Origin of the sequence: Pseudonocardia autotrophica (assembly GCF_003945385.1) — a bacterium.
In the GTDB taxonomy this organism is placed as follows: Bacteria; Actinomycetota; Actinomycetes; order Mycobacteriales; family Pseudonocardiaceae; genus Pseudonocardia; species Pseudonocardia autotrophica.
Genome location: NZ_AP018920.1, coordinates 1364231 through 1390259, shown reverse-complemented (window position 1 = coordinate 1390259; position 26029 = coordinate 1364231). Strand labels below are relative to the sequence as shown.

At 73.2% G+C, this 26029-nt stretch carries 27 protein-coding genes; 6 read left to right on the top strand and 21 right to left on the bottom strand.

Annotated elements, in window-relative coordinates:
* Nucleotides 1-130 precede the first annotated feature (130 nt).
* From Pdca_RS06775 to Pdca_RS06765, 3 genes are all read right to left on the bottom strand, one after another.
* Nucleotides 131-892, bottom strand: a complete 762-nt coding sequence (locus Pdca_RS06775) for a maleate cis-trans isomerase family protein (protein WP_085913992.1) — start codon at nt 890-892, stop codon at nt 131-133.
* Nucleotides 889-1935: a 2,5-dihydroxypyridine 5,6-dioxygenase NicX family protein gene (locus Pdca_RS06770; protein ID WP_085914056.1), complete on the bottom strand. Its 1047-nt coding sequence runs from the start codon at nt 1933-1935 to the stop codon at nt 889-891. Before Pdca_RS06770 ends, Pdca_RS06775 begins: the two co-directional genes overlap by 4 nt.
* 98 nt (nt 1936-2033) lie before the next feature.
* Nucleotides 2034-2663 carry a chorismate mutase family protein gene (locus tag Pdca_RS06765; RefSeq protein ID WP_125911285.1) on the bottom strand — a complete coding sequence of 210 codons (630 nt, stop codon included), beginning with the start codon at nt 2661-2663 and terminating at the stop codon, nt 2034-2036.
* A gap of 76 nt (nt 2664-2739) precedes the next feature.
* Between Pdca_RS06765 and Pdca_RS06760 the strand changes: the two genes are divergently transcribed.
* Nucleotides 2740-3636 carry a beta-keto acid cleavage family enzyme gene (locus Pdca_RS06760; protein WP_085913990.1) on the top strand — a complete coding sequence of 299 codons (897 nt, stop codon included), beginning with the start codon at nt 2740-2742 and terminating at the stop codon, nt 3634-3636.
* 194 nt (nt 3637-3830) lie between these two features.
* On the opposite strand, the gene Pdca_RS06755 is transcribed toward Pdca_RS06760, so the two are convergent.
* Nucleotides 3831-3986, bottom strand: a complete 156-nt coding sequence (locus tag Pdca_RS06755) for a hypothetical protein (protein ID WP_085913989.1) — start codon at nt 3984-3986, stop codon at nt 3831-3833.
* 146 nt (nt 3987-4132) lie between these two features.
* Nucleotides 4133-5302: an ROK family transcriptional regulator gene (locus Pdca_RS06750; protein WP_197719940.1), complete on the bottom strand. Its 1170-nt coding sequence runs from the start codon at nt 5300-5302 to the stop codon at nt 4133-4135.
* 54 nt (nt 5303-5356) lie between these two features.
* Here Pdca_RS06750 and Pdca_RS06745 point away from each other — a divergent pair, with 54 nt between their 5' ends.
* Nucleotides 5357-6577 (top strand): MFS transporter, encoded by a 1221-nt coding sequence (locus Pdca_RS06745; RefSeq protein WP_085913987.1) that lies wholly within the window; start codon nt 5357-5359, stop codon nt 6575-6577.
* Here Pdca_RS06745 and Pdca_RS06740 read toward each other — a convergent pair.
* From Pdca_RS06740 to Pdca_RS06715, 6 genes are all read right to left on the bottom strand, one after another.
* A complete protein-coding gene (locus Pdca_RS06740; RefSeq protein WP_085913986.1) occupies nt 6567-7025 on the bottom strand; it encodes a hypothetical protein in 459 nt (152 codons plus the stop codon). The two genes, Pdca_RS06745 and Pdca_RS06740, sit on opposite strands and share 11 nt — an antisense overlap.
* Nucleotides 7018-8517: a multicopper oxidase family protein gene (locus Pdca_RS06735; protein WP_085913985.1), complete on the bottom strand. Its 1500-nt coding sequence runs from the start codon at nt 8515-8517 to the stop codon at nt 7018-7020. The genes Pdca_RS06740 and Pdca_RS06735 overlap by 8 nt, the downstream gene beginning before the upstream one ends.
* 199 nt (nt 8518-8716) lie before the next feature.
* Nucleotides 8717-9385 carry a response regulator gene (locus Pdca_RS06730; RefSeq protein WP_085913984.1) on the bottom strand — a complete coding sequence of 223 codons (669 nt, stop codon included), beginning with the start codon at nt 9383-9385 and terminating at the stop codon, nt 8717-8719.
* Nucleotides 9382-10464 carry a sensor histidine kinase gene (locus Pdca_RS06725; RefSeq protein WP_085913983.1) on the bottom strand — a complete coding sequence of 361 codons (1083 nt, stop codon included), beginning with the start codon at nt 10462-10464 and terminating at the stop codon, nt 9382-9384. The genes Pdca_RS06730 and Pdca_RS06725 overlap by 4 nt, the downstream gene beginning before the upstream one ends.
* A gap of 39 nt (nt 10465-10503) precedes the next feature.
* Entirely contained in the window at nt 10504-11304 is an 801-nt protein-coding gene (locus tag Pdca_RS06720; protein WP_085913982.1) for a TrmH family RNA methyltransferase, read from the bottom strand.
* A gap of 153 nt (nt 11305-11457) precedes the next feature.
* Nucleotides 11458-12636, bottom strand: a complete 1179-nt coding sequence (locus tag Pdca_RS06715; RefSeq protein ID WP_158092211.1) for an MFS transporter — start codon at nt 12634-12636, stop codon at nt 11458-11460.
* A gap of 79 nt (nt 12637-12715) precedes the next feature.
* On the opposite strand from Pdca_RS06715, the gene Pdca_RS06710 reads away from it, so the two are divergent.
* On the top strand, nt 12716-13531 hold the full coding sequence (locus Pdca_RS06710) for a crotonase/enoyl-CoA hydratase family protein (protein WP_085913980.1): 816 nt from the start codon (nt 12716-12718) through the stop codon (nt 13529-13531).
* Here Pdca_RS06710 and Pdca_RS06705 read toward each other — a convergent pair.
* The 10 genes from Pdca_RS06705 to Pdca_RS06660 form a co-directional block, all read right to left on the bottom strand.
* The gene (locus Pdca_RS06705; protein ID WP_232021442.1) at nt 13519-14334 is read right to left on the bottom strand and encodes an SAM-dependent methyltransferase; all 816 of its coding nucleotides are present in this window, start codon (nt 14332-14334) and stop codon (nt 13519-13521) included. The genes Pdca_RS06710 and Pdca_RS06705 overlap by 13 nt on opposite strands.
* Nucleotides 14309-15199, bottom strand: coding sequence for an energy-coupling factor ABC transporter ATP-binding protein (locus tag Pdca_RS06700; protein ID WP_085913978.1), 891 nt, complete (start codon nt 15197-15199; stop codon nt 14309-14311). Before Pdca_RS06700 ends, Pdca_RS06705 begins: the two co-directional genes overlap by 26 nt.
* The gene (gene cbiQ / locus Pdca_RS06695) at nt 15196-15927 is read right to left on the bottom strand and encodes a cobalt ECF transporter T component CbiQ (protein ID WP_085913977.1); all 732 of its coding nucleotides are present in this window, start codon (nt 15925-15927) and stop codon (nt 15196-15198) included. The genes Pdca_RS06700 and cbiQ overlap by 4 nt, the downstream gene beginning before the upstream one ends.
* Nucleotides 15927-16226 (bottom strand): energy-coupling factor ABC transporter substrate-binding protein, encoded by a 300-nt coding sequence (locus tag Pdca_RS06690; RefSeq protein ID WP_085913976.1) that lies wholly within the window; start codon nt 16224-16226, stop codon nt 15927-15929. Before Pdca_RS06690 ends, cbiQ begins: the two co-directional genes overlap by 1 nt.
* Nucleotides 16223-16924 carry an energy-coupling factor ABC transporter permease gene (locus tag Pdca_RS06685; RefSeq protein WP_085913975.1) on the bottom strand — a complete coding sequence of 234 codons (702 nt, stop codon included), beginning with the start codon at nt 16922-16924 and terminating at the stop codon, nt 16223-16225. The genes Pdca_RS06690 and Pdca_RS06685 overlap by 4 nt, the downstream gene beginning before the upstream one ends.
* A 162-nt stretch (nt 16925-17086) precedes the next feature.
* The gene (locus tag Pdca_RS06680) at nt 17087-17554 is read right to left on the bottom strand and encodes a hypothetical protein (RefSeq protein ID WP_085913974.1); all 468 of its coding nucleotides are present in this window, start codon (nt 17552-17554) and stop codon (nt 17087-17089) included.
* A gap of 220 nt (nt 17555-17774) precedes the next feature.
* Nucleotides 17775-19049: a TRAP transporter large permease gene (locus Pdca_RS06675; protein ID WP_085913973.1), complete on the bottom strand. Its 1275-nt coding sequence runs from the start codon at nt 19047-19049 to the stop codon at nt 17775-17777.
* Between the two features lies 1 nt (nt 19050).
* Nucleotides 19051-19578: a TRAP transporter small permease gene (locus Pdca_RS06670; RefSeq protein WP_085913972.1), complete on the bottom strand. Its 528-nt coding sequence runs from the start codon at nt 19576-19578 to the stop codon at nt 19051-19053.
* The gene (locus Pdca_RS06665; RefSeq protein ID WP_158092210.1) at nt 19575-20570 is read right to left on the bottom strand and encodes a TRAP transporter substrate-binding protein; all 996 of its coding nucleotides are present in this window, start codon (nt 20568-20570) and stop codon (nt 19575-19577) included. The genes Pdca_RS06670 and Pdca_RS06665 overlap by 4 nt, the downstream gene beginning before the upstream one ends.
* 608 nt (nt 20571-21178) lie before the next feature.
* Entirely contained in the window at nt 21179-22099 is a 921-nt protein-coding gene (locus Pdca_RS06660; RefSeq protein ID WP_197719939.1) for a dihydrodipicolinate synthase family protein, read from the bottom strand.
* A gap of 148 nt (nt 22100-22247) precedes the next feature.
* Between Pdca_RS06660 and Pdca_RS06655 the strand changes: the two genes are divergently transcribed.
* The 3 genes from Pdca_RS06655 to Pdca_RS06645 all read left to right on the top strand — a co-directional run bounded on the left by Pdca_RS06655 (nt 22248) and on the right by Pdca_RS06645 (nt 25986).
* Complete coding sequence (locus Pdca_RS06655; RefSeq protein ID WP_197719938.1) at nt 22248-22925, top strand: GntR family transcriptional regulator; 678 nt, start codon at nt 22248-22250, stop codon at nt 22923-22925.
* Nucleotides 22926-23421: 496 nt separating this feature from the next.
* Entirely contained in the window at nt 23422-24807 is a 1386-nt protein-coding gene (locus tag Pdca_RS06650) for an FAD-binding oxidoreductase (protein WP_085913968.1), read from the top strand.
* A 138-nt stretch (nt 24808-24945) separates the two neighbouring features.
* Nucleotides 24946-25986, top strand: coding sequence for an Ldh family oxidoreductase (locus Pdca_RS06645; RefSeq protein ID WP_085913967.1), 1041 nt, complete (start codon nt 24946-24948; stop codon nt 25984-25986).
* Nucleotides 25987-26029 lie beyond the last annotated feature (43 nt).

Genomic DNA, 26029 nt, shown 5'->3' with positions numbered 1-26029 from the left:
TTGTGGGAGCGCAGGTGCGCCCGACGGCCTCCAGCACTCCCGAAACAGGGATCACCGGCCGCAGGGACGCCACAGCAGAACGGACCCGCGCCCGGGAGGGTGGGCGCGGGTCCGTTCTCCCCCGGGAGCCTCAGCCCTGCAGCAGTGCCCCGGCGCCGGGGACCCGCGGCTCCAGGCCGAGCTCGGTGAGGATCCGGTGGGTGGTCGCGGTCGCGGCGGACAGCACCGGGATGCCGATCTCGTCCTGAACCGGCTGGATCGAGGGCAGCGACGGCATCTGCACGCAGGCGCTGAGCACCAGCGCGTCGGCCCGGGACAGGTCGAGCTTGCGCCAGTGCTCGCGCAGGTCGGCCGGATCGAGCCGGGCGACGGCCAGGTTGTCGGGCACCTGCAGCGACAGCGAGTCGACGACCTCGACGCCGGCGTCGGTCAGGTAGTCCACGACCGCCCGGGTCAACGGCTCCATGTAGGGGGTGATGATCGCGACCCGCTGCGCGCCCAGCGCGGCGATCCCGGACAGCAGCGCACCCGCGCTGGAGATCACCGGCGCGTCGGAGCCCTCGGCCCGCAGTGCGGCGGTGATGTCGTCCTCGGCGGTGCAGTGGTAGCCGGGGCCCTGGGCCATGATCGCGACCAGGCAGGCGGTGGCGACGACGTCCGGGCGGGCGTCGGCCAGCTCGGCCGCGGCCCGCTGAGCCTGGGCGTTCATCGCGCGCAGCTGCTCGGGGGTCACGTGCTGCATCCGGGCCCGCGCCGAGTGGAACACGAACCGCTCGTCGGGGAGCACGTCCTCACGGGCGCGCAGCATCCGCGGGAGCTCGGTCTCCATCGTGAGGTTCGACGACGGGACGATCATCCCGATGTGATGATCCCGGGGGTGGTCGCGGCTCATCGGCGTGCCACCGGGCGCATCTCGGGCACGGTCAGCTCGCCGGCGTCGACGATCAGCTCGTCGTCGAGGTAGAGCGAGTTGCCGCGCATCGGGATGTCGAAGTGGCAGGCGGTGTCGTTCGGGCCGCCGAGCTCGTTGTTCGGCCCGATCGAGAACATCACGTTGCCGTAGAAGCTGCGCAGCTCCATCCCCATGCCGCCGGGGAACTGGGTCAGGCCGTGCCAGTGCGCGCGCTCGTCGAGACCCCAGCCGACATGGCTCATGCCGTAGCCGCGCGGGTCGTCGAAGCTCTCGATGTAGGAGCGCAGCAGATCGGCGTCCAGCCCCGAGGAGCCGGCGCCGCCGCGGATGTCGCGGATGAAGCCCTCCTCGATGGTGATCTCCACCGGGGTCTGCACGTAGGTGTTGAACGGCAGCAGCACGTCCCCGGGGGCGAGCACGATCTTCCCGTCGACGCCGGTGTCGGAGCCGCCGGTGAACACGAACGCCGCCGGCCAGTGGTCCCAGCGGCCGGGGGTGTCGGTGTAGCCGTACTCCGACATCGTCGGGTACATGCCCAGCTGATAGGTGACGTCGGTGCCGTGCGGGCTGGTGATCCGCATGGCCGAGGCCTTGGCCAGCAGCTCCGCCCCGGTCTCGACGCGCTCACGCAGCTCGGTGGTCGGCATCAGCCGGGCCAGCAGCTCGGGCGGTTCGACGGCGGTGAGGATCCGGGTGCCGGCGCCCTGGATCGCGAACTGCTCGGGCGAGAACAGCAGGAACGTGCAGTCCACGACCATGTCGACGGCCTTGAGCGCGTCCACGGCCAGTGGGATGTTCCCCAGCCCGGAGTCGCCGACCGCCCACGCCCCGGCCGCGCTCGCCGGCGACGGCAGGCGCATGTGATATCCGGTCGCACCCAGGCGCTGGATCGCCCACAGGAACGCGTCGGCGTACTCGGCCCGCTCCGCACCGCGGGTCAGCACGACCACGGTCTCACCCTCGTGCACCCCCGACAGCGTCAGTTGCTGCAGGCAGATGTCGTTGAACAGGTTCTGGTCCATCGCGGCCACCTCCATGACTCGAACATTAATCCGAGCACGTACTATCCGGGTACGCAATACCTGAGACGGACGGAAACACGACCGTCACGGACACCGGGTCAGTCCGGGGTGCCGTCGCAGACCGACATCAGGCTGCGGCCGAGCGCCCCGCGCGCCAGATCGCCGAGCCCCTCGGCCCGGGCGACGGCGGCCTGCGCGAGCGAGCTGGGGCAGTCCTCGTGCGCCCGAGCCGGGGCGGCGATCCGCAGCGCGGCGAGCAGCTCCTCGTCGATCCGGTCCAGCTCGGACCTCAGCTGCGCCGGATCGGCCTGCTCGGCGGGCCGGGTGTCCGGACGCTCGGCCCACTGCCGGGTCAGGCCGTCGCGCAGCTGGTCGGCGGCCGCGCGCTGGTCGGCGAGCACCCGCGCCGCCCACTCCACGTCGACGCCGGCGCGCTCGGCCGCGGCTGCAGCCACAGCCACGTCACCGGAGCCGGAGTCGGAGTCCGGGCCGGGCGCAGGCTCCCCGGTGTCGGCCGCCGCCGCGGCGGCTCGCTCGGAGATCCCGATCCGCTCCCCGGTCAGCTCGACGATCCGGGCCAGCCCGTCGGCCGGGGCGGCACCCGGGGCTCCCGTGCTCAACGGATCGGGCTGGTCACCACCACAGCCTGCCGACAAGGCGATCGCGGCGACGACGGCGACGGCAGCGGCGCTGCGGCGCGCGCGGCTCGACCGCGGGGCGCTACTCACGATCACGAGCCTACGACCCGCCGGTCGCACCGCCCGCGCAGGTGCACCCGGCGCCGGATCCCGCGATGCTGGCCGGATGGACTCGACGGTGATCCTGGAAGTCGCCCTGAACGGCAGCACCACCCGGGAGGCGAACCCGCACGTCCCGCGGGAGCCCGACGAGATCGCCGAACAGGCCCTGGACGTGATCGGCCGCGGTGCGGCGATCGTGCACAACCACAACGACGAGCCGATGTTCACCACCGACGGGGTGCACGCCGTCGAGCCGTACCTGGCGGCGTGGCGACCGGTGCTCGACCGGTACCCCGACGCGCTGCTCTATCCGACGATGGCGGCCGGGGCCCGCGGCGTCCCGGTGCAGCGCCGGTGGGCGCACGTCGAGGAGCTGGCACGACGGCGGATGGGCGGGCTGACCCTGGTCGATCCGGGCTCGGTGAACGTCGGGCTGCTCGACGACGGCAGCTGCCCCGAGGCCGCCGCGCCGGAGCCGTACCAGAACTCGTTTTCCGACACCGAGTACATGTTCGCGCGCACCGCCCGGCTCGGGGCCGGCCCGAGCATCTCGATCTTCGAGCCGGGGTTCCTGCGCACCGCGCTGACCCTGCACCGGCACGGCCGGGTGCCGCCGGGTGCGATCGTGAAGCTGTACTTCGCCGACCGGCTGCAGTTCGGCCTGCCACCGACCCCGGCGGCCCTGGAGGCCTATCTGGAGCTGCTCGAACCGTCCGGACTGCCGTGGTCGGTCGCGGTGCTCGGCGGGGACGTCGTGGCGTCCGGGCTGGCCGAGCTCGCCGTCCGCCGAGGAGGGCACCTGCGGGTCGGCCTGGAGGACCACGCCGGCCCCGGGACGCCGACCAACCGGGAACTACTGGAGGACGCGCTGCGGGTACTCGACAAGGTGGGTGCGACGCCCGCGGACCCGGTTACCGCCCGTCGCCTGCTCGGCTTCCCGGAGGACACCGGCAATTCATGATCCGGGTGCACCGGAAATTCGTCGTACTACCCACTCGGATCGGGTCGAAACATTGATCCCTGTGTTTTTTCGATCAACTGCACGACAAGGGGGGTGCGACCCCGGCCGTGCCGGGGCCGCACCCCCTGTGCGACTGCGGAGCCGGTCTGCCCCCGAGGCGGTCGGGCACCGCCCTCGGGTCGCGACCGGCCTGGTCAGAACCAGGCCTTGCGACCACCGACCGGGCGGCCGATCGCTCCGAGGATGAGCAGGACGACACCGACGACGACCAGGATCGTGCCGATCGTCGTGACCAGCGGAATGCTGGTGAAGTAACCCACCAGCAGCAGGATGATGCCGAGAATGATCATTTCAGTTCCCTCCCGAGAATGTGAGAGAAAAGTACCCGGGGTGGGCCGGGCGCGCAGCACGGGGAACCGTTCCGATGGTCGGATCGTGACATTCGGGCGGCATTTCCGGTGGCCCGGTCGGTGAGCGGTCGCACCGGCCGGGAGCGCTACGCCCGCGCCGCCAGCCCGGCCGCCGACGTCGCGTGGTCCAGCGCGATCGCCCCGGCTCCGCGCAGCACCCCGTCGGTGCCGTGCGCGGCGTCCACGACCGGTGGGGGATCCTCGCGGTGGAAGCTCATCAGCCCGGCCCGGTAGGCCTCGTCGAACCGCTCCGGCGCGGCCCGGCGCAGCACCGTCCCGAGCCCGCCGAGCACCACGATCTCCGGGTCGTGCGCGTTGACCAGCCCGGCCGTCCCGCCGGCGAGCCGGGCGGCGGCGTGCGCGACCACCCGGCCGGCGGCCCGCTCCCCCGCCTCGGCCCGCTCCAGCACGGCGACCGCCGAGCCGTACGGGTCGTCGGGTTCCGGCTCGCCGAGCATCCGCGCCAGCGCGCGCCCGTCCACCTCGGAGTTCCAGCAGCCGCGGGCCCCGCACGGACAGCCCCGGCCGGGATCGCCGAAGGGCAGGTGCCCGAACTCCCCGGCCGCGCCCCGCGAACCGGACTGCGGCCGCCCGCTCAGCAGCAGCGCACCGCCGATCCCGACCTCGACCGTCAGGAACAGCGCCGTCCCGGCCCCCGCCGCGGCGCCGCCGCGGACCTCGGCGACACCGGCCAGGTTCGCGTCGTTGCCGGCCAGCACCGGCAGCCCGGCCCCGATCCGGCGGACGTCCAGCGGGCTCCAGCCCTGCCCACCGGCCTGCGCGAGATGCTCGTCGAGCAGGGTCGCCGCCACCCCGATCCCCGCGGCGACGACCGGCCCCGGGTGCTCGGCGATCAGCTCGCCGACCACCGCGTCCAGCTCGACGGCGACGGCGTCCGGCTCCCGGTGCGCGTGCCGCCCGGACCGCACCGCGACCGGCTCCCCGTCCAGCCCGACGAGACCGGCCTGCCATCCTTCGAACCGGACGTCGACGGCGACGACCGCGGGCCCGGTGCGACTCGGGACCAGCCGGGTCGTCGGGCGGCCGCGGCCCGGACAGGGCGCCCGCTCCTCGGTGATCCAGCCCAGCTCGCGCAGCCGTGCGGTGATCTCGGTGGCCGACCCACCGGCCAGTCGCAGCCGCCGGGCCAGCTCCACCCGGGTCAGCCCGGGCTCCCGCCGGATCTCCGTGAGCACCTCGGCGGTCGCCCGCCAGCGGTCGGTCTCGGCGCGGCCGGGAGGTGAATCAGCTGACACCGACGCCATCTCGTTTGACACCTCCGGGTGGGCGGTACTTATTCTCGTGGGGCGATGAAAACATTGGGCACACTCTCTCACCACTCCTCCACCACCGGAAGTCCCGGCCCCGCGCTGTTCGCGATGGCGCTGGGCGGGCTCGCCATCGGCACCACCGAGTTCGCCTCGATGGGCCTGCTGCCGGCGTTCGCCGCCGACCTCGGCGCCACCGTGCCGCAGGCCGGTACCGCGATCAGCGCCTATGCACTCGGGGTGGTGGTCGGCGCGCCCGTTCTGGCCGTGCTCGGCGCCCGCTGGCCGCGCAAGCACCTGGTGCTGGCGCTGGCCGGAGCGCTGGCACTGACCAACATCGCCTCGGCGTTCGCGCCGACCTTCGGCACCTTCGTCGCCACCCGCTTCCTCGCCGGTCTCCCGCACGGCGCCTACTTCGGCACGGCATCGGTGCTCGCCGCCTCGCTCGTGCCACGGGAGCGCCGCCCACGCGCGATCGCGACCGTCATGAGCGGGCTGATGATCGCGAACGTGGTCGGTGTCCCCATCGCGACCTGGCTCGGCCAGGCCGCCGGCTGGCCCGCCGCGTACCTTGCGACCGGCGCGATCGCCGTGGTGACCATGGCCGCGGTCTGGTGGCTCGTCCCGGACGTGCGCGACACGCGCCGCGGCTCGGTGCTCGGTGAGCTCTCGGCGCTGCGCCGGGGCCAGGTGTGGATCACGATGGCGGTCATCGCGACCGGTTTCGGCGGCTCGTTCGCCGTCTACAGCTACATCACCCCGGTGCTGACCGAGGTGTCCGGGCTGGCCGAGGCCGCGGTGCCGGTGGCACTCGCGGTGTTCGGGATCGGTATGACCCTGGGCAACCAGGTCGGCGGACGACTGGCCGAGATCGCCCCGGTACACACCATCGCTGCCGGGCTCGGCGCCGCCGCGGTGTCGATGACGGTGTTCGCGCTGACCGCGTCGTCGGTGGTGATGGCGCTGACCGCACTGTTCAGCCTGGCCTTCACCACGACGGCGACCACCCCCGCGCTGGCCACCCGCCTGATGGACGCCGGCCGGGAGGGCCCGACGCTGGGCGTGGCGCTGCACCACGCGGCGTTCAACGTCTCCAACGCGCTCGGGGCCGCGCTGGGCGGTGTGGTCCTGGCCGCCGGATGGGGCTGGACCTCGCCCGCGGCCGTCGCGACCGTGCTGCCGCTGCTGGGGCTGGCCGCGCTGTACGTCGCCGTCCGGATGGAGCGCGCCGAACAGCACCGGGAGCCTGCGCTCACCGGCTGATCCGGCCGCCGTCGCCGGGATGTGCGCCGGTGTCCCGGGAGATCGTTCCCGGACGCCGGTGGCCGTCCCGGCGGCGCGCCGGCAGCAGGGCCCGCACCGCGACCGCCACCTGGACGACGACGATCGCCACCCCGAGCGGCACGTGCACCGCGAGCAGCCCGAGGTGCCCGATCGCGACCTGCGCGGTGTCGGCCACCACGAGGACAGCGCTCACCGCGACCGGCCACCCCGGCATCCGGCCGGGCCACGCGGCCGGCACCGCGAGCACCGTCTGCACCGCCGCCACCAGGATCAGCGACCCGCCGATCCCACCGTGCCAGGTCAGCGCGCCGAGGGCCGCGTCGAGCAGCGCACCGGCCAGGCCCACCTGGGTCAGCACCAGCACCCCGTGCAGCACCGCCCACACCCGGAACGGGACGGCCGCGAGCATCCGTGCGCGCTCACCCATGGTGCCCGCCGGTCGCGGCGAGGGTGCGCGGCACCGAACCGGGATCCGTGCCGTCGCCGACGACCACGAACTGGCCCATCATCCCCTGGTCCTCGTGATAGAGCAGGTGGCAGTGGTACATGAACGGCCGCCCCGGATCCGGGTGCCTCCCGAACCGCAGGAGCACCCGCACCGTCGTCCGCGGCGGGACGTACACGGTGTCCTTCCAGCTCCGCTGCGCCGGCGGGACGGCCCGGCCACCGGCCTCGATCACCTGGCCGCGCGCGTCGTGTACGTGCAGGTTGTGCGGACGGGAGTGCACGTTGACGAGCTCCCAGATCTCGGTGGCGCCGGCGTGCACGACCTCGTCGATCCGGGTCATGTCCATCGACTTCCCGTTGATCACGTCGTTGCCGAGGGTGAACCGGCGCACCCCGGTCGCCGCGGACTCGTCGGGTCCCGGCTCGTGCGGCAACACCTCGGGCAGCGGCGGGGCGGGTTCGAGGACGCCGGCCGGCCGGATCTGGAGCACGTCGAGGGTGTCCGACGCGCCGATCGAGCGCTCGGTGCCCGACACCGCCCCGAGATCCTGGGGCAGCGACCGCAGCGTCACCGGGCGCCCCGGGTCGAGGTCGAGCAGCAGCTCGGCCCGCTCACCGGGGGTGAGCAGAGCAGCGGACACCGCCCGGGGTGCCGCCAGCAATCCGGAGTCGGTCCCGACGATCAGCATCGGACGCTCGTCGGACCGGGCGAACCGGTAGCAGCGGGCGGGTGAGGCGTTGAGCAGCCGCAGCCGGATCCGGGACGACGACACCGCCAGGTAGGGCGCGAGGGTCCCGTTCACCAGCAGTGTGTCGCCGATCAGACCGTGCGCGCTGCGCCGCCGGGTGTCGAAGGCGCCGTCCGCGGTGAAGGTCCGGTCGGTGACGACGACCGGGACGTCGTCGACGCCGTACCGGTGCGGCAGCCCGGGCGCGCCCTCCGGGTCGTCGACGAGGAACAGCCCGGCCAGCCCGCGATGGACGTGCCGCTCGGTGACGCCGTGCGGGTGCGGGTGGTACCAGAGGGTCGCGGCCGGCTGCTCGATCGTCCACTCCGGACTCCAGGTGGCTCCGGGCTCGATCGGGGAGTGCGGGCCGCCGTCGTGCTCGGCCGGCAGCGTCATGCCGTGCCAGTGGGTGGAGGTGGTCTCCGGCAGACCGTTGGTGACGTGCACCCGGACCCGCTCCCCGCGGGTCGCGCGCAGCGTGGGTCCACCGAACGGCAGGCCGTAGCCCCAGGTGGGGGTGTCCACCCCGGGATGGAACGCGCTCGTCCCGGGCGCTGCGGTCAGCGCGAACGTCCGGACGCCGTCCCGGCGGGCCGAAGGGGCGAGTGGCGGGATCGCCAGTGGCCGGGGCGCCGGGGTGCCCAGCTGTGACGCCGGGACGCCCGCGCAGCCGCCGAGCAGCAGTCCGCCCGCGGCGACGCCGGCGAGGCCGAGGAAGGTGCGGCGTCCGATGCGTCGGGTCATGGCCACGAGCCTCGCCGCGGCACCGGGTCCGGCGCGTCGGCGCGGCGACGTCACCCGCCGGTACGCGCACCGACGTAGTTCCCCCGGCCCGCCCCCCGGGATCACCCCCACCCCCGCCGGGGCGGGTGCGGAGCCGCTCCTCCCACCGTGGCAAGTGCGGGACGCGCTGATTCCTACCGCGGCGGGTGCGCGGGGCTCGTCAGCGGCGGCCGACCAGCCCGGCCTCGTGCGCGATCACCACGAGCTGCACCCGGTCCCGGGCGTCCAGCTTGGTCAGCAGGCGTCCCACGTGGGTCCGCGCGGTGGCCGGGCTGATCACCAGCTCGGCCGCGATCTCGCCGTTGGTCCGGCCGGCACCGACGAGCGTCAGCACCTCCCGCTCGCGCCGGGTGAGCACGGCGAGCCGGTCGGTACCCGGCGGCTCGGCCGCCGGGCCGCGACGGGCGAACTCGGTGATCAGCCGCCGGGTGACCGACGGCGCCAGCAACGCCTCGCCCGCGTGCACCAGGTCGATCGCGCGCAGCAACGCGACCGGCTCGGTGTCCTTGAGCAGGAAGCCGCTGGCTCCGCCGCGCAGCGCCCGGTAGACGTAGGCGTCGAGATCGAAGGTGGTCAGCACGATCACCCGGGTGCCGGTCAGCGCGGGATCGGCGGCGATCGCCTCCAGGGCGTCCAGGCCGTCGGTGCCCGGCATCCGGACGTCCATCAGCACCACGTCCGGCCGGTGCGCCCTGGCCAGCCGGATCGCCTCCGCCCCGTCCGCCGCCTCACCGGCGACCGCGTAGCCGGGTTCGGTCTCCAGCAGCACCCGCAGCCCGGCCCGGATCAGCGGCTGGTCGTCGGCGAGCAGCACCCGGACGTCGCTCACGTCCCGCTCCCGTCCGGCAGATCGGCCTCGACCACGAAGCCGTCCGGGCCCGCGGTGGTCCGCAGCCGCCCGCCCAGCGCCTCGGCCCGCTCGGCGAGCCCGCGCAGTCCCTGGCCGTGCGGGCGGGCCGGGTGCGCCATCGGCCCACCGTCGTCGGCGATGTGGACGTGCAGCCGGCCGGCGTCCCGGGTGATCGACGCCTGCACCCGGGACGCCACCGGTGCGTGCCGGACGGTGTTGGTCACCGCCTCCCGGACGATCGCGAACACCGTGCGGTCGGTGCTCTCCGGCAGCGGTCCCGGATCCCCCGTGACGGCGACCTCGAGCCCGGCCGACCGGCCGGCGCTGACCACCTCGTCGAGCCGGTCGAGGCCACCGGTGAGCGGTTCGCCGTCGATGCGCAGCAGCTCCAGGGTGCCGCGCAGCTCCCGCAGCGCGTCGGTGCCCGCGTCCCGGATACGCAGCAGCGCCGCCACCGCCTCCTCCGGTCGCCGGGCCGCGACGTGCGCGCCGACCCCCGCCTGCACGACGATCATCGAGAGGCTGTGCGAGACCACGTCGTGCACGTCCCGGGCGATCCGCAGCCGCTCCTGCTCGACCCGCAGCGCGAGCCGTTCCTCGGCCTGCTCCGCGGACAGCTCCGCGGCCCGGCGGACCGCCCCGACCGCGACGCCGAGCGCGACCGTCACGACGATCCAGCCGTAGTGGTCGCTCGGATCCGGGGGGTTGCGCACGAGGAGCAGGTCGGTGCCCGCCCAGGCCAGCACCACGAGCAGCCCGGTCAGCGCGGCCCGCGGCCAGCTCACCCGGCTCGCGACCGTGTAGACCGCCACCGCGACCAGCAGCGACGCGGGCCCGTCCGGATGATCGAGCCAGTAGTACAGGGCCGTCGGCACCATCACCGCGACGAGCACCGGCACCGGGAACCGGCTGCGCCAGCAGAGCGCCACCGTCGCGACCCCGATCAGCACCGCACCCCAGGGCAGCAGCGGCCGTCCGGACGGGTCGCCGAGCAGCGCACCGGCGACCGCCACGGCCGCGACGGCGGTGGCCACCAGCACGTCACGCACGGTCGGCATGCCGGGCAGGCTACGCAGCCGGGAGGCCCCGGCGCGTCATCACGCCGACGTACCCCGGCGCTGCCGGACGGCCTCGAACAGCACCACCGCGGCGGCGATCGAGGCGTTGAGCGAGTTGACGGTGCCCTGCATCGGGATCACCACGGTCTCGTCGGCTCCGGCGTGCCACAGCTCGGTGACACCGGTCGCCTCGGTGCCGATCACCAGCGCGGACCCGCCGGTGAGGTCGGCGGTGCCCAGCTCGGTGCTGCCCGCCGGTGTCGTGACCAGCACCCGCAGCCCGCTGCGGCGCAACCAGTCGAGCACCTCCGCCGACGACGCCGACGCGACCGGGACCGCGAACACCGTCCCCTTCGACGCCCGCACGACGTTCGGGTTGGCGAAGTCGGTCCCGGCCCGGTCCGGGGTCGCGATGACGACCGCGTCCACCCCGCACGCCTCGGCGGTGCGCAGCATCGCGCCCACGTTCCCCGGCTTCTCGATCCCCTCGGCGACCAGCACCAGCGCGTCCGGGCGCAGCACCAGCGAGTCCAGCGGACGGCCGGGTGCATCGGCCACGGCGAGCCAGCCGTCCGGGGACTCCCGGTAGGCGATCCGGGCGAACACCTCGGGGCTCACCGAGAACGTCCGGGCACCGCGCATCCGGTCCAGCAGCGCCGGATCGGTGACCAGGTCGGGCGCCCAGTAGACCTCGGTGGGCCGGACCCCGGCCTCGAGGGCGAGTGCCAGCTCGTCGTGCCCCTCGATCAGGGTGACCCCCGCCGCGTCGCGGTGCCGGCGGGTGCGCAGCCGCACCAGGTTCTTGACGCGCGGGTTGGCGGTGCTGGTCAGGTCGGGCACCCGAGGAGCCTAGGACGCGCCCCGCACCGGGCCCGCCGCCCGGTCGGCGGGCGCGCCGCACAGCCCCGCACTCGGACGGCAGACGTGCCGGGCAACCGCCTGCTCAGGCCGGGCAACCGCTCAGGCGGCGGGGCGGGCCGCACAGCCGCGTACTCAGGCGGTGGGCATCCGCAGCGCCAGCCAGCCGGCCGTCGCGGCGGTGACGGCGCCGAGCACGAGCAGCGGCCACATCAACGCGTCCACCGCGACGAATGCGGTCGCCAGGAACGGCATCGCGAAACCGACGTAGGCGGCGGTGTAGAAGACGCCGTTCGCCGCGCCCCGGCCGGTCGCCGGTGCCAGCCGTCCGACCAGGGTGAGGCCGGCGTTGAGGCACAGTCCGCCGCCGGCGCCGAGCAGCACCCCGGCGACCGCGACCACGAGCACCGATCCGGTGGGCGCGGCGAGCGACCCGATGACGAACCCGAGCGCGCCGAGCGCCGCCCCGATCGGTCCGGTACGCGCGCCGAGCCGATGCGCGAACGGCTGAACCAGGGTGCCGGTGCCGAGGGTGAGCGCGGCGAGCAAGCCTGTGAAGGCGACCAGCCCGGTGATCCCGGGCAGCAGCAGCGGCAGCACGGTCACCGTCACCGACGGGAAGGCGTAGACGCACACCGCGGTCGGCACGACGACCCGGACGAACGTCCGCCGGGCCGGTCCGTCCAGCCCCGGGCGGGGCAGCAGCCCGCGCCGGACTCCCCCGGCCGGCGCGCCGGCGGTGCCCGCGACCAGCAGCACCGCGACGACCGCCGGGACCAGCAGTGCGACGTGCACCAGGTAGGGCAGGGTGAGCGGCCACGGCCCGTAGGCGGCGATCAGCCCGGAGGTCAGCGGGCCGAGGCAGAAGCCCGCGCTCTGCGCGATCGACGCGGCCCGCGCCGCCCGCGCGGCACCGGCCGTCCCGGCCTGGTCCTGCAGCCAGGCACTGCCGACCGAGAAGATCGCTCCGGAGGCCAGGCCCTGCACGAACCGGGCCACGAACAGCAGCCACAGCGCCGAGCCGCCACCGAGGAACAGCAGCGAGGCCCCGGCCACGCCGACCGCGGCGGGCAACAGCACCCGGGTTCGGCCGTACCGGTCCGACGCCGGCCCGCCGAGCAGCAGCGACGGGGCGAGCCCGAGCGCGTAGACCCCGAAGATCGCGGCCAGGGTGCTCGGCGCGAGATCGAGCTCCACCCGGTAGATCAACAGCAGCGGGGTGGGGACGTTCGTGCCGAACGCCGTCGCGAACAGCAGCCCGCAGGCCACCCACCACGTCCGGTCAGCCCGGCCGATCCTGCCGCCCCGTTGCACCAGCGCATCCTGTCAGCTGGGGTTACTCCACGGTAGCCTCGGCCCCGGTACCGACACCGGACACGAGGGAGTGCACTCCATGGGCGAGCCGACGGGCATCGCGGTCGAGGTGGCCGAGGGGATCGCGCGGGTCCGACTGGACCGGCCGGAGGCGGCGAACGCGCTGCACGAGCCGATGTGGTTCGGGCTGCGCGACACGCTGCGCGAGCTGGACGCCGACCCGTCCACCCGGGTGATCGTGATCAGCGGGAACGGCAAGCACTTCTGCTCCGGGATCGACGTCGCGATGCTCGCCGGGCTCAAGGAGACGGCGTCCGATCCCTCCCCCGGGCACGGCGCGGAGAAGCTCCGCCGGACCATCCTGGACCTGCAGGACTGTCTGACCGCCGTCGAGCGCTGCCGCAAGCCGGTGCTCGCCGCGGTGCACGGCGTCTGCATCGGGGCCGGGCTCGACCTGGCGGTGGCCTGCGACCTGCGGTACGCGACGCCCGACGCGTCGTTCGTACTGAAGGAGGTGGACATGGGGCTCGCCGCCGACGTCGGCGTGCTGCAGCGGCTGCCGCGGATCGTCGGCGAGGGGATCGCCCGGGAGATGGCCTACACCTGCCGCCCGGTGTCGGGCACCGAGGCGAAGGAGCTGCGCCTGGTCAACGGCGTGTTCGACGACGCGGACGCGCTCGAGCAGGGCGTCGCCGCGCTGGCCGCCGAGCTGGCCGCGAAGTCCCCGCTGGCGCTGCGCGGCACCAAGCAGGCGATCACCTACGCCCGGGACCACTCGGTCGCCGACGGCCTCGACCAGATCGCCACCTGGAACAGCGGCGCGCTGATCTCGGCCGACCTGCAGGAGGCGGTCACCGCGTTCCTGGAGAAACGCCCCGGCGTCTACCGCGACTGATCCCGGACCGTCCCGACCAGCCCGTACACCCCCAGTACCGGCCCAGGGCCCGGCTCGCCGGGCCGCCACCGGCCGATGTCGACCAGGCCCGGTTCGAGCGGGTCCACCCGCGCGGTCAGCCGACGCAGGGTGGCCCGGTCCCGCACGACCAGCGGATGGCCGCTGTCGCGGGCCAGCCGCTGCAGGTCCTCGGTCCCGGAGACCGCCGCCGGGTCGTCGACGTCGGCGCTGCCGTGCGAGAACACCAGCATGCTGCCCGGGCCGAACGCCGAGCAGTAGCGGTCGAGCAGCCGGGCGACCAGCTCGTCGTCACCGACGTAGTGCAGTGCCGCGACGGCCAGCACCGCCGTCGGCTCCGCGGGGTCGAGCAGGCCCGCCACCCCGGGTGCGGACAGCACGGCGTCCGGGTCGGTCAGGTCGGCCGCCGTGATCGTCGCGCTCTCGTTGCCGTCGAGCAGGTCGCGGCCGACCGCAACCGCGACCGGATCGGAGTCGACGTAGACGACCCGGGCGGACGGGTCGTGCCGGTGCGCGATCTCGTGCACCGGCTCGACGGTCGGGATCCCGGAGCCGAGATCGAGGAACTGCCGGCAGCCCCGGTCCAGGCAGGCCCGCACAGCCCGGCCGAGGAACGCCCGGTTGGCGACCGCGGTCTCCCGCGCGGCCGGCACCAGCTCGACGATCCGCTCGGCGAGCGCCCGGTCGGCGGCGAAGTTGTGGCCGCCGCCGAGGAAGAAGTCGTAGATGCGCGCGGAGCTGGGAATGCTGAGGTCCGGCTCACCGGCCGGCTCCGGGACGGTCACCCGCGTCACCCTCTCGCATACCCGCGTCGGTACGCAACCCGAGCTGCTCCGCGAGCAGGTCGTGCAGCTCCGCGGCGGTGCGCGGGGCCGGCCCGGGGCGGTCCAGTGCGGCGAGCAACCGGGCGACGGCGGGGGCCCAGGCCGGGCCGAGCCGGGCCCCGGCGAGCAGCTCGGCGTCGTCGAGTGCCGCCGCGGCCGGCGCGCTGACGACCCGGCCCCCGGCGACGACGGCGACGTCGTCGGCCCACCGGTACGCCAGGTCGACGTCGTGGGTGGACAACACGACCGCGGTGCCGTCGTCCTGCAGGCGTGCCAGTACGGCGACCAGCTCCTCGACGCCCGCCGGGTCCAGTCCGGCGGTCGGCTCGTCGAGCACCAGCACCCGCGGCCGCACCGCCAGCGCACCGGCGATCGCGACCCGCTTGCGCTGCCCGAACGACAGCTGATGGGTGGGCCGGTCGATCAGCTCGGACGCACCGACCGCGGCCAGCGCGCCGCTCACCCGGCGGGCCACCTCGTCGTCGTCGAGACCGAGGTTGAGCGGGCCGAACGAGACGTCCTGCCCGACGTCGGCGGCGAACAGCTGGTCGTCGGGGTCCTGCAGGACCAGCTGTGCGCTCTCCCGGAGCCGGATCAGCCCACGACGGCTGCGGTCCAGGGGGACGCCGTCGAGCAGCACCTCCCCGCTGTGGGGCCGGAGCAGTCCGAGCAGCAGCCGGAACAGCGTCGTCTTGCCGCCGCCGTTCGGGCCGAGCACGGCCAGCCGCCGGTCCCGGCGTACGACGAGATCGGCGCCGGCGAGCACCGGTGGGCCGTCGCGGTAGCCGAACACCAGCCCGCGCGCTTCGAGCACCGGCGCGCTCACCGGAGCACCACCAGGGTGGCGACGACGATCCCGGTGAGCAGCACCGCGCTCGCGGCGACGAACGGCGCGGACACCGGCCGGGAGGTGACCCGCACCATCAGCTCGCCGTCGTAGCCGCGAGCGGCCAGTCCGGCCTCCAGCCTGCGGGCCCGGTCGAACGCCCGGACGAAGACGGCGCCGCCCTGCCCGGCCAGCGACCGGAAGGTCGCCCGGCGGGTGCGGAAGCCCATCCGCAGGGTCTGCGCCTCCCGGACCGCCCGCAGCGAGTCCAGCAGCAGGAACAGCATCCGGTAGATCAGCAGGGCGATCTCGGTGACGGCGCGCGGCACCCACCGCAGCCGGGGCAGGGTGTCCGCGATCGGGGTGGTCGCGGCGAACAGGATCAGGCAGCCGACCGCGGCCATCGCCCGGCCGACGAGTTCCGCGGCGCGCACCGGGCCTCCCGGCGCCGGCGCCAGCCACAGGTCCCCGCCGACCGTGATCAGCAGCGGGATCGCCCCCACCAGTACGAAGCCGAGCGGCAGCCGCAGCAGCCTGCCCACCGTGCGCAGCGGGACCCGGGCACCGCCGAGCAGCAGAGCGAGGGCGGCGGCACCACAGAACAGGGCCCCGGGCCACGGCGGGAGCAGCACCGCCAGCGCGAGCAGGCCCAGCGCCAGGAAGGCCTTCTCCCCCGGGTGCCGGGACCGCCACCGGCCCGCGTACGCCGTCTCGTCGATCAGCAGCATCAGCTCTCGGCCGCGGGTGCCTCGCGCCGCTGCCGCGAGCGGGTGCGGGCGCCCCCGAGGCAGTACCCGAGCACACCGGCGCCCGCGGCGGCCTGGATCGCGAAGATGCCCGACTCGATCTCGCCGGACGGCGGCTCCCAGACCGGCTCGAACCAGGGCTCGTAACCGGTGGCGTCGATGGTGTCGCCGGCCTGGCCGTCGGCGCCGGCGTACTCGCCGGGGATGAACAGCGCCGGGATCGCGAACAGCGCGACGACGGCCACGATCAGCAGTACGTTCACCAGTGTCGAGCGCTTCACGCCGCGGCCTCCGTCGGCTCGGTTCCGGTGGTGTCGCGCGGTCGCAGCACACCGAGCCTGCGCAGCTCGTCCGGGGTGATCCGGACCAGCAGCCGGACGACGAGCACGGTCAGCAGCCCCTCCGCCACGGCCAGCGGGATCTGGGTGATCGAGAAGATCGAGGCGAAGGTCAGGAACGCGCCGCCGAAGCCGGACGTCGGGTCCGGGAAGGCGAGTGCCAGCTGCGCGCTGGTGACCGTGTAGGTGCCGAGATCGGCGAGGAACGCGGCGACGAACACCGCGGGCCCGAGGCTGCCACCCAGCCTGCGGACGGCCCGGTAGGAGCCGTAGGCGATCCACGGGCCCGCCACGGCCAGCGAGAACACGTTCGCACCGAGCGTGGTGAGCCCGCCGTGCGCGAGCAGCAGCGCCTGGAAGAGCAGCACCACCGTCCCGACCAGCGCCATCACCGGGGGCCGGAACAGCACCGCCCCCAGTCCGGTGCCGGTCGGGTGCGACGACGAGCCCGTCACCGACGGGATCTTCAGCGCGGACAGCACGAAGGTGAACGCCCCCGCCGCGCCGAGCAGCAGCTTGGCGTCCGGATCCTCGCGGACCCGCACGACCACGGCCCGCGCGCCGTGCACCACGAAGGGGGCGGCGACCACGGTCCAGGCCACCGCGTGCAGCGGCGGCAGGTATCCCTCGGCGATGTGCACAGCAGGTCTCCTCGCGGGCTCGAACGAGGGAACGCTACGACTGCACCACGCAAAGGTGCAAGACTGAACATCTCCTCATGCGAACGGCCGCGGAAGATCGTCCGGACGCCGACGCGCCCGGGTCCGCTCGTGCGGGCCCGGGCGCGTCGGCGTCGGTGTGACTCAGGCCTTTCCGGCCTTCGCGGGCCGGCCGTTGACCTTCTTGCTGACCGCCTCGGCGATCCGGGCGGCGGCGGCCTCGGCCTCGCGGCGACGGGCCTCCTTCTTCGACGGGTCGGTCTCCGGGGTGCCCACACCGGTGCCCGGCTTCGCGGCGACGACCTTCTCGCCCGCCTTCTTCGCCGCCTTGCGCTCGGCCTTCTCGGCCGCCTTGGCGCTGGCGACCTTCTCCAGGCGGGCGGCCTTGGCCTTCTTCGCGGCCTTCTTCTCGGCCTTCGCAGCGCGCTCCTGCTCCTTGCGCTGCTCCTTGGCCTTCGCCTTGGCCTTCTTCTCGGCCTTGGCGGCGTCGCGGACGGCCTGCTCGGCCTTCTTCTCCTCCGCGCGGCGGGCCTTCTTCACGTCCTTCTTCGCGGCCTCGACCGCGTCCTTCTTGTTCTTCTCGTCCTTCTCGGACTTGTCCTTCTTGGCCATCGACGGTCCTCCCCTGCTCCGCGGCGATGCCGCGCGCGGCGACGCCGGCGGCGACGGACGGGGGCCGGCGCCGCCGGGTCGGCGGCGCGCTCGGCACTCCGGCGCGGACCAACTCGGTATGGCACGACCGGCCGCGCTGATGTACGGACGGTGACGTGCGGAACTCGGGAGGGTACCCGTGGTCACCGCGGCGAAACACGGCGCACCGGCACCCGGGCACTCATCGATCCAGCAGCCCGAGACTCAGTGCCGGGACGAAGGCCACCACCACGCAGACGACGATGATCAGTGCGATGCCGGGCAGGACCGCGACGAACAGCTTCTCGTTCGCCACACCTGCGGTCCTCGCCGCGACGAAGACGTTCGGCCCCAGGGGCGGCGTGACGAAACCGAGCGCCAGGAACATCACCAGCAGGATCCCGATCTGCACCGGGTCCATACCGATCTCGCCCAGCAGGATGAGCAGGATGGGCGCGGTGATGGTGATCGCCGCGATGGTCTCCATGAAGGTGCCGAGGAGCAGCAGGAAGATCATCACGATACAGACGATGACGACCGGGTTGGTCGAGATCGCGCCCACCAGGCCCAGGACCTGACCAGGCGCCTCGGCGACCGCGAGGAACAGCGCGAAGGGCGCCGCCGCGGCGACGATGAGCATGATCGCGCTGCAGATCGTCGCGGCCGAGACCATCGCCCGGAACAACCCGGAGAGATCGAGCTCGCGGTAGATCAGCGTCGAGAAGACGGTGGCGTAGACGACCGCGACCACCGCGGCCTCGGTGGGGGTGAACACACCGCCGTAGATGCCGCCGAGGATCAGCACCGGGAGGAACAGCGCGCCCTTCGCCTGGTTCAGCGACGCGAAGCGCGCGGAGAGCGGAATCTTCTCGGTGCCCCCGATGCCGCGACGCCTGGCGTGGGCGACCGCCCACACCATCAGCATCACGCTCACCAGCAGCCCCGGGAAGATGCCGGCCAGGAAGAGGTCACCGATGCTGGTCCCCGTCGTCACGCCGTAGATCACCAACGGGATCGACGGCGGGATGATCACCCCCATGGTGCCCGCGGCCGCGATGAGCGCGCCGGAGAACGTCCGGGAGTAGCCGCGCTGCACCATCTGCGGGATCATCATCCCGCCGACCGCGGCCACCGTGCCCGGCCCCGAGCCGGAGATGGCCGAGAAGAACAGCGCCGTGAGCACCGCCGCCACACCGAAGCCTCCCCGGAGGTGGCCGACCCACGCGGTCGCGATGTTGAACAGGCGCCTGGAGATCCCACCCTTGCCCATGATCATTCCGGCCAGGATGAAGAACGGCACGGCCAGGATGGGGAAGGAGTCGTTGGCGATCGTGAAGTTGTGCACGAGCATGCCGAGCCCGACCCCGTGGTCGAAGAACACGGCGAACGCCAGTGCCGCCAGGATCAGCGAGTAGGCGATCGGGATCCCGGCCACGATCGCGGCCAGCAGGACGATCAGCAGCAACGCGATGTCCATCTCAGACCCCCTTCTCGTGCGTGGTGACGCTCGGCTCGGTCGCCCACAGGCGGACGCTCGCCTGGATCAGGCGCGCACTGGCGACGAGGAGCCCCAGCGGCACCGCGAGGTAGACCAGCCAGACCGGGATCTCGGTGGCCGGGGCGTACTGCCCGAGTTCCCGGACCGTCCGGACCAGCCGCGTCGCGGCCACGATCAGTGCGATGTTGACGGCGAAGAGGATCGCGTACGTGATCTGGGTGACGACCCGCCTGCCGCCCGGACTCAGCTTGTCCAGCAGAGCGTCGACGGCGATGTGCTCGCCACGCAGCGTCACCGCGCCGAGACCGGTGAAGATCATCCAGATGAAGAGGTAGCGCGCGGTCTCCTCGCTCCACGGCAGTGACTGGCCGAGGACGAACCGCGCCACCACCTGACTGAACAGGATCAGCAGCATCACCCCGAGGATCGACCCGATGATCCACTCCTCGACGCTGAGCCGGTGCCGGACCTCCTCGTCGCGGATCGCGGGCGCTTCCATCTCGGTCATGCGTACTCCCTCACCACGTCGTGGAGCTCGTCGATGAGCTCTTCTCCCACCACGCCGCGCAGGTACGCCTCGGCGCCCTCCTGCATCGGCTCCGCGAACTCGGCGCGCTGATCGGGGGTCAGCTCGACGATCTCGCTGCCGGACTCGGAGATCGTGCGCGTGGCCTGCTCGTCGGCGCCCTGTGACCGGTCCCGGCAGACCTGCCGGGCGTCGAGCTCGGAACTGACGACCACCTCCTGCAGGTCCTCGGGCAGGTCCTCGAAGAAGTCGGTGTTGATGTAGAAGGGCTGGGGCCCGTAGATGTGCTGGGTCAGCATCACGTAGCGCTGCACCTCGTAGAACCTCGCCGTCTCGATGTTCGGCAGCGCGTTCTCCTGGGCGTCGATCGTGCCCTGCTGCAGCCCGACGTAGACCTCGCCGAACGCCATCGGGGTCGGGTTCGCCCCGACGCTGCGCCAGGCCCGGATGTGCACCGGGTTCTCCAGGACCCGCACCGACAGCCCCCGCAGGTCGGCGAGGCTCTCGACCTTCGTGGCCCTGGTCGACAGGTGCCGGAAACCGTTGTCCCAGTAGCCCAGCCCCAACATGTTGAACTCGCGGGTCTCGGCGAGGATCCGCTGGCCGAACGGGCTGTCCAGCGTCGCGTACGCGTGCTCCAGGGAGTCGAAGAGGAACGGCACGTCCCAGATCGACATCTGCGGGACGAAGGCGGCGACCGACGAGGACGGGCTGAAGCCGAGCTGCAGGTAGCGCATCTGCACCGACTCGATCGTCTCGCGATCACCGCCGAAGATGCCGTCCGGATAGAAGCGGACCGCGATCCTGCCCGAGGACCTCTCCTCGACCAGGTCCTTGAAGTGGTTGAACGACGCCACGTGGAAGTGGTCGGACTGCGAGGGGTGCCCCACCGTGATCGTGTACTCCGACCGCCCTGCGAGCGGGGCGGCGGAGGAGCACGCGGTCAACCCGCCGACGGCGGCGATGGCCCCCATGCCCCGGAGGAACGATCGTCGGTTCAGCGGCGCGACTCTGCGGTATCCGCTCATGGTGTCTCCGTACGTATGGGGAAAGGGTTCTCGGTGGCGGGGGCGCCGATCGGCCGGTGCCGGCGAGACCTCCCCGCCGGCGATGGTCGAAGCGTGCACGGCCGGGCCGGCGCGACGGCCGGCACCTCGTGTGATCGGAGCCGGCGGGCCGGCCGGACACGGAGGCGGGGCTCGGCGGTCGGGTGGCGCTCCGTGAGCTCGGACGAGCGGGCCGTGCCGAGCGGGCTGAGCCGCCGCCCACGGCCTCGGCCCCGGCAGGCCGCGGGCGTGCTGTCCGGGCTCCGGGCCGAGAATCGTGGGCAGGCCGCCGACCGCGGAGCCGGATCGTGCGGAACCATCCGCCACGAGATCGTGTCGACGGTCGGATGCCGGTGGTGACGACGCGGCCGTCCGTCCGGACGCCCCGGCAGGGCCGGCGACGGCTCGACCGGCGTCCACCGCCGGTCGGTCACCGACGAGAGCCCAGGCGGCACGCACACGTCCGGACGGTCACCGGCCCGGCGCAGCCACCGTCCTCACCACGCCGGTGAACGTCCGGGCCGCACCACGCGCTCTCAGGCGGTGACGGGCTCGACGCCGGGTGCGAGGAGCCCGGCCGCGTCCAGCGCAGCGGCCAGCTTCGCGCTGACCTCGGGGCTCACCGGGTCGACCGGGCGCCGGTGGTGACCGCCGTCGCGGCCCTGCAGGCGCAGCGCCTCCTTGATCGTCGCCGGCTGGTTCGGGCCGTCGATCGCCCGCCAGATCGGCAGGATCTGCGCGTGCAGCTTCTTCCCCAGCGTCAGATCGCCGGCCTGGACGGCGTCCCACAACGCGGTGGACAGGAACGGGGTGACGGTCGGAATCGCGGCGAGCGCGCCCTGCGCACCGAGCACGAACGCCGGGAGGTGCAGGTCGTCGACCGCGGCGAGCACCGAGATCCGGTCGGAGACCAGCTCGATCAGGTCGGCGAGCTTGTGCATGTCACCGCCGGACTGCTTGATGCCGACCACGTGCGGCAGGTCGGCGAGCCGGGACACGACCGCGGGCTCGATCAGCGCCCACGGCACGACGTTGTAGATGATGACCGGCAGGCCGGTCGCCTCGCCGATCTCGGTGTAGTAGTCGATCGTCGAGTCCGTGCTCGGCGACCAGAGGTAGTGGATCGGGGTGACCTGCAGCGCGTCGACCCCGGCCTCCTTCAACGCCTTCCCGTAGCGGACGACGGCGTGGGTGGAGTTCTGGATGATCCCGCCGACGACCGGGACCCGGCCGGCCACCTCGTCGACGACGATCGCGCAGACCCGGGCGCTCTCCTCCGCGGACAGCGTGTAGCCCTCACCGGTGGTGCCGCAGGCGCAGATGCCGCTGATGTTCGCGCTGAGCAGGTACCGGACCTCGGCGCGGAGCTTCTCCTCGACGATCTCGCCATCCGCGTCGAACGGCGTGACGACGGTGGCGATGATGCCGGTGAAGCGGGGGTCGGGCGTGCTCGACACTGGGCGTCTCCTCGTGGGCGAAAGCATGGAACGCTATACTGGAATCTGAAACATCAGATCTGGCCGATCGGATGTCTAACAGATCCGGCGCCGGTGATGCAATACTCCGGCGGCCGAGAACGCAAGACCGAACTGGGTGGTGATCGATGTGACGGTGCCGCGTCTCGTCACGGAGTCGCTGGCGGACCGGGCCTATCGCGTGCTGCGTGCCGAGATCACGCACGGACGCCTGGAGCAGGGCGAACGGCTGGACGTCACGGCGATCGGCGAGACGATGGGGGTCTCGAAGACCCCGCTGCGCGAGGCGCTGAGCCGACTGGAGGGCGACCAGCTCGTCGTCACCCGGCCACGCTCGGGCACCTACGTCGCACACATCACCGCCGACGACATCGACGAGATGTGCGGCATGCGCAAGGCGATCGAGTGGTTCGCGACCCGCGAGGCCACCCTGCGGATGCCGGACCGGGTCAAGCGCGACCTTCGCGAGGAGATCGTGGCGGCCGACGAGGCGATGACCCGTGGCGACCACGAGCCGTTCTTCGTCTCCGACATGAACCTGCACCGCACGATCGTCGAGCACGCCGGAAACGCCCGGATGCTGGCGGTGCGGGACAGCATCGAGGCCTACCTCGAGTGGCTGCGGATCGCCGGGGCGAACGGAACCCACCGCAGCAGTGGCGCCGCGGCCCGCCACCACGAGATCATCGACGCGATGATCGACGGCGACGCCGACCGTGCGCAGCGGGCCGCCGCCGTGCACGTCGACGAGGTCCGGGAATGGACCCTCGAGGACTTCCGCGTGACGACCCGGCCGATCGCGACCTGAGCCGGCCGTACCGAACCCGGGCTCCGGGAGCCGCTCACGGTGACACCGGCGAGGTCGCGGGGCGCCGGGGCCGGGGCCGCCACCCGGTCACGCGCGCACCGGTGTCACGACGGACCGGAGCCGGTGACCGCCACCACCGACCTCACCGGGGCTCGTCCTTGACACCCGCCGGCCGAAGGCTCAGGCTGCGATGTTACCGGTTACATAGCTGTTGCGGCCGTGCCGGAATCGGCTTCGAGGCCTCGGGCCGCGACCGCTCGTGCACCCCACCCCGGAGAGCTTCTCGACGACGACCCACGCCATCCACGACATCCGCCCTCCGCTCGTCAGCCCGATGGCCGCCGACGAGCAGCCCGATCCCGGCACCTCGCCGGCCGAGGTCCCGCGAGCGGCCAGGCCTTCACCACTGCCTGATCACCGTCGGGACGGGCGGAACCGGATTCCATCCGCCCCGACGTACGAACCGTCCGACAACGACGTCCCTCCGGAGTGCCCCATGCCCCCTCCCGGCAATGCCGCCACAGCGCTGGCCGAGCTCACCGCCCTGCGCAACGGGCTCGTCGTCACCGATCCCGACGTGGTCGCCTCGCACGAACGCGACAGTGCGCCCTTCTGCCCGAACGGCAGCGCCGCCGCCCTGGTACGGCCGTCCACGGTGGAGGAGGTCTCCGCGGTGCTGCGGGCCGCGCACCGGCACGGCGTGCCGGTCGTCCCGCAGGGTGCCCGGACCGGGCTGGCCGGTGGAGCCAATGCGATCGACGGCTGTCTGCTGCTCTCGCTGGAGCGGATGAACCGGATCCGGTCGATCGACACGACGAACGCGGTCGCGGTCGTGGAACCGGGTGTGGTGAATGCGGTGCTGTCCCGGGCGGTCGCCGAGAAGGGGCTGTTCTACCCGCCGGACCCGTCGTCGTGGGAGTCCTCGACGATCGGCGGCAACGTCGCGACCAACGCGGGCGGGCTGTGCTGTGTGAAGTACGGCGTCACCGCCGAGTACGTCCGCGGGCTGCAGATCGTGCTCGCCGACGGCCGGGTGGTCCGGACCGGCCGGTCCACCGCGAAGGGCGTCGCGGGCTACGACCTGACGCGGCTGTTCGTCGGCTCCGAGGGCACGCTGGGCGTCGTCACGGAGGTGACGCTGGCGCTGCGCCCCGCCGCCGGGGGCGCGCTGACCGCGGTCTCGTTCTTCCCGGACGCCGCTTCGGCGTGCGCGACGGTGTGCGACTACATGGCCGGTGGCGGGCAGCCGTCGTTGCTGGAGCTGATGGACCGGCTCTCGATGGACGTGGTCCGCCGGTACAAGGATCTCGGCTTCCCCGACGGCGCCGGCGCCATGGTGCTCATGCAGTCCGACCGCGGCGCGCTCGCCGCGCAGGATCTCGCCGAGTTCGAGAAGGTCGCGACGGGGCACGGCGGTGACGTCGTGCTGGCCGAGAACGCCGCGGAGTCCGCGATGTTGCTCGAGGCCCGGCGCAGCGTCGGTGTCGCGACCGAGCTGCTCGGGTCGTTCATCTCGGAGGACGCGTGTGTCCCCCGGTCGGCGCTCGTCGATCTCGTCGTGGGCGTGGAGAGGATCAGTCGCGACAACGACGTCCTGATCACCTGCACCGGGCATGCCGGCGACGGCAACATGCACCCCACGGTGGTCTTCGACCCGGCCGACCCCGAACAGGTCCGGCGCGCGGGTGTCGCCTTCGACCAGGTCATGAAGCTCGCACTGGACCTCGGTGGAACGATCACCGGGGAGCACGGCGTCGGGCTGTTGAAGGCCGAGTGGCTGGAGACCGAGCTGGGAGCCGACGGGCTGGAGCTGCAACGCGACATCAAGCGCACCCTCGACCCCACGGGGATCCTCAACCCGGGCAAGGTGCTGCGCAGCTGACCACCGCCACGCCCGTCCCCACCCGCACCGCCCGGCGTGGCCCGTGCGAGCTCCGGAACACCGCCCCGGTCACCGTCTCCGCATCCGCTCCGGTGATCGCTCCCCAGGGCCGCGCCACGACATGACAGGAAGCTGACGATGAGTGAGACCGTCACGTTGACGTTGCAGGACGTGCACGAGGTCGCCGTTGCGGTTCTGACGGCCCACGGGTTCGACGACACCCATGCCGGGGCGATCGCGGACACCGTGACGGCTGCCGAGCGCGACGAATGCCCGCACCACGGCCTGTTCCGCATCCCGTACTACGTCGACGGGGTGCGATCGGGGCTGGCATCCGGTGTCGCGCAACCGGAGCTGTCGGAGCTCGCGCCCGCGGTGGTGCGGGTGGACGCCCGATACACCTTCGCCCCGCTCTCGCTCGCGCTGGGCGAGGAACCGCTCGCCGCACTCGCCGCGGAGCACGGCATCGCAGCGCTGGTGGTCAACAATGCGCTGCACGTCGCCGCGCTGTGGCCGGAGGTCGAACGGCTCGCGGAGCGGGACCTGGTGGCGTTCGCGTTCGTGGCCGCCGCTCCGTACGTCGCGCCGGCCGGCGGGCGGGAGCCGCTGTTCGGCACCAACCCGATGGCGTTCGCCTGGCCCCGGGGAGACCGCCCCCCGCTCGCCTTCGACCAGGCGTCCAGCGCCTGCGCACGCGGGGAGATCCAGCTGCGGCTGCGCGACGGCCGCGAGCTTCCCGACGGTGCGGCCATCGGCCCCGACGGTCTGCCCACCTCTGATCCGGCGCAGGCGCTGGCCGGCGCCCAGCTTCCGTTCGGCGGGGCCAAGGGATCCAACATCGCATTGATGATCGAGCTGCTCACCGGGCCGCTGCTGGGAGACCTCCTCAGCATCGAGGCAGGCGAACGGGACACCGCGCGGACCGGGGCGCCGTGCGGTGGCGAGCTCGTCATCGCGATGGACCCGGCCCGGTTCAGCGTGCACCACGACCGCGAGGCGCGAATCGCGCACGGTGAGAAGCTGTTCGCGAAGATCCTCGAACAGGAGGGCACCCGGCTGCCCTCCGACCGTCGCTACGAGGCCCGGCTGCGGACGCCGTCGGAGGGCGTGACGATCCCCGCCTCGCTGTACGCGACGCTCGACGGTCTGCGCGGCGGGTACGAACCGGAGCCGGCGTGACCGGCCGACACCACGGCGCTCCCGCGGACGGCAACGACAGGTG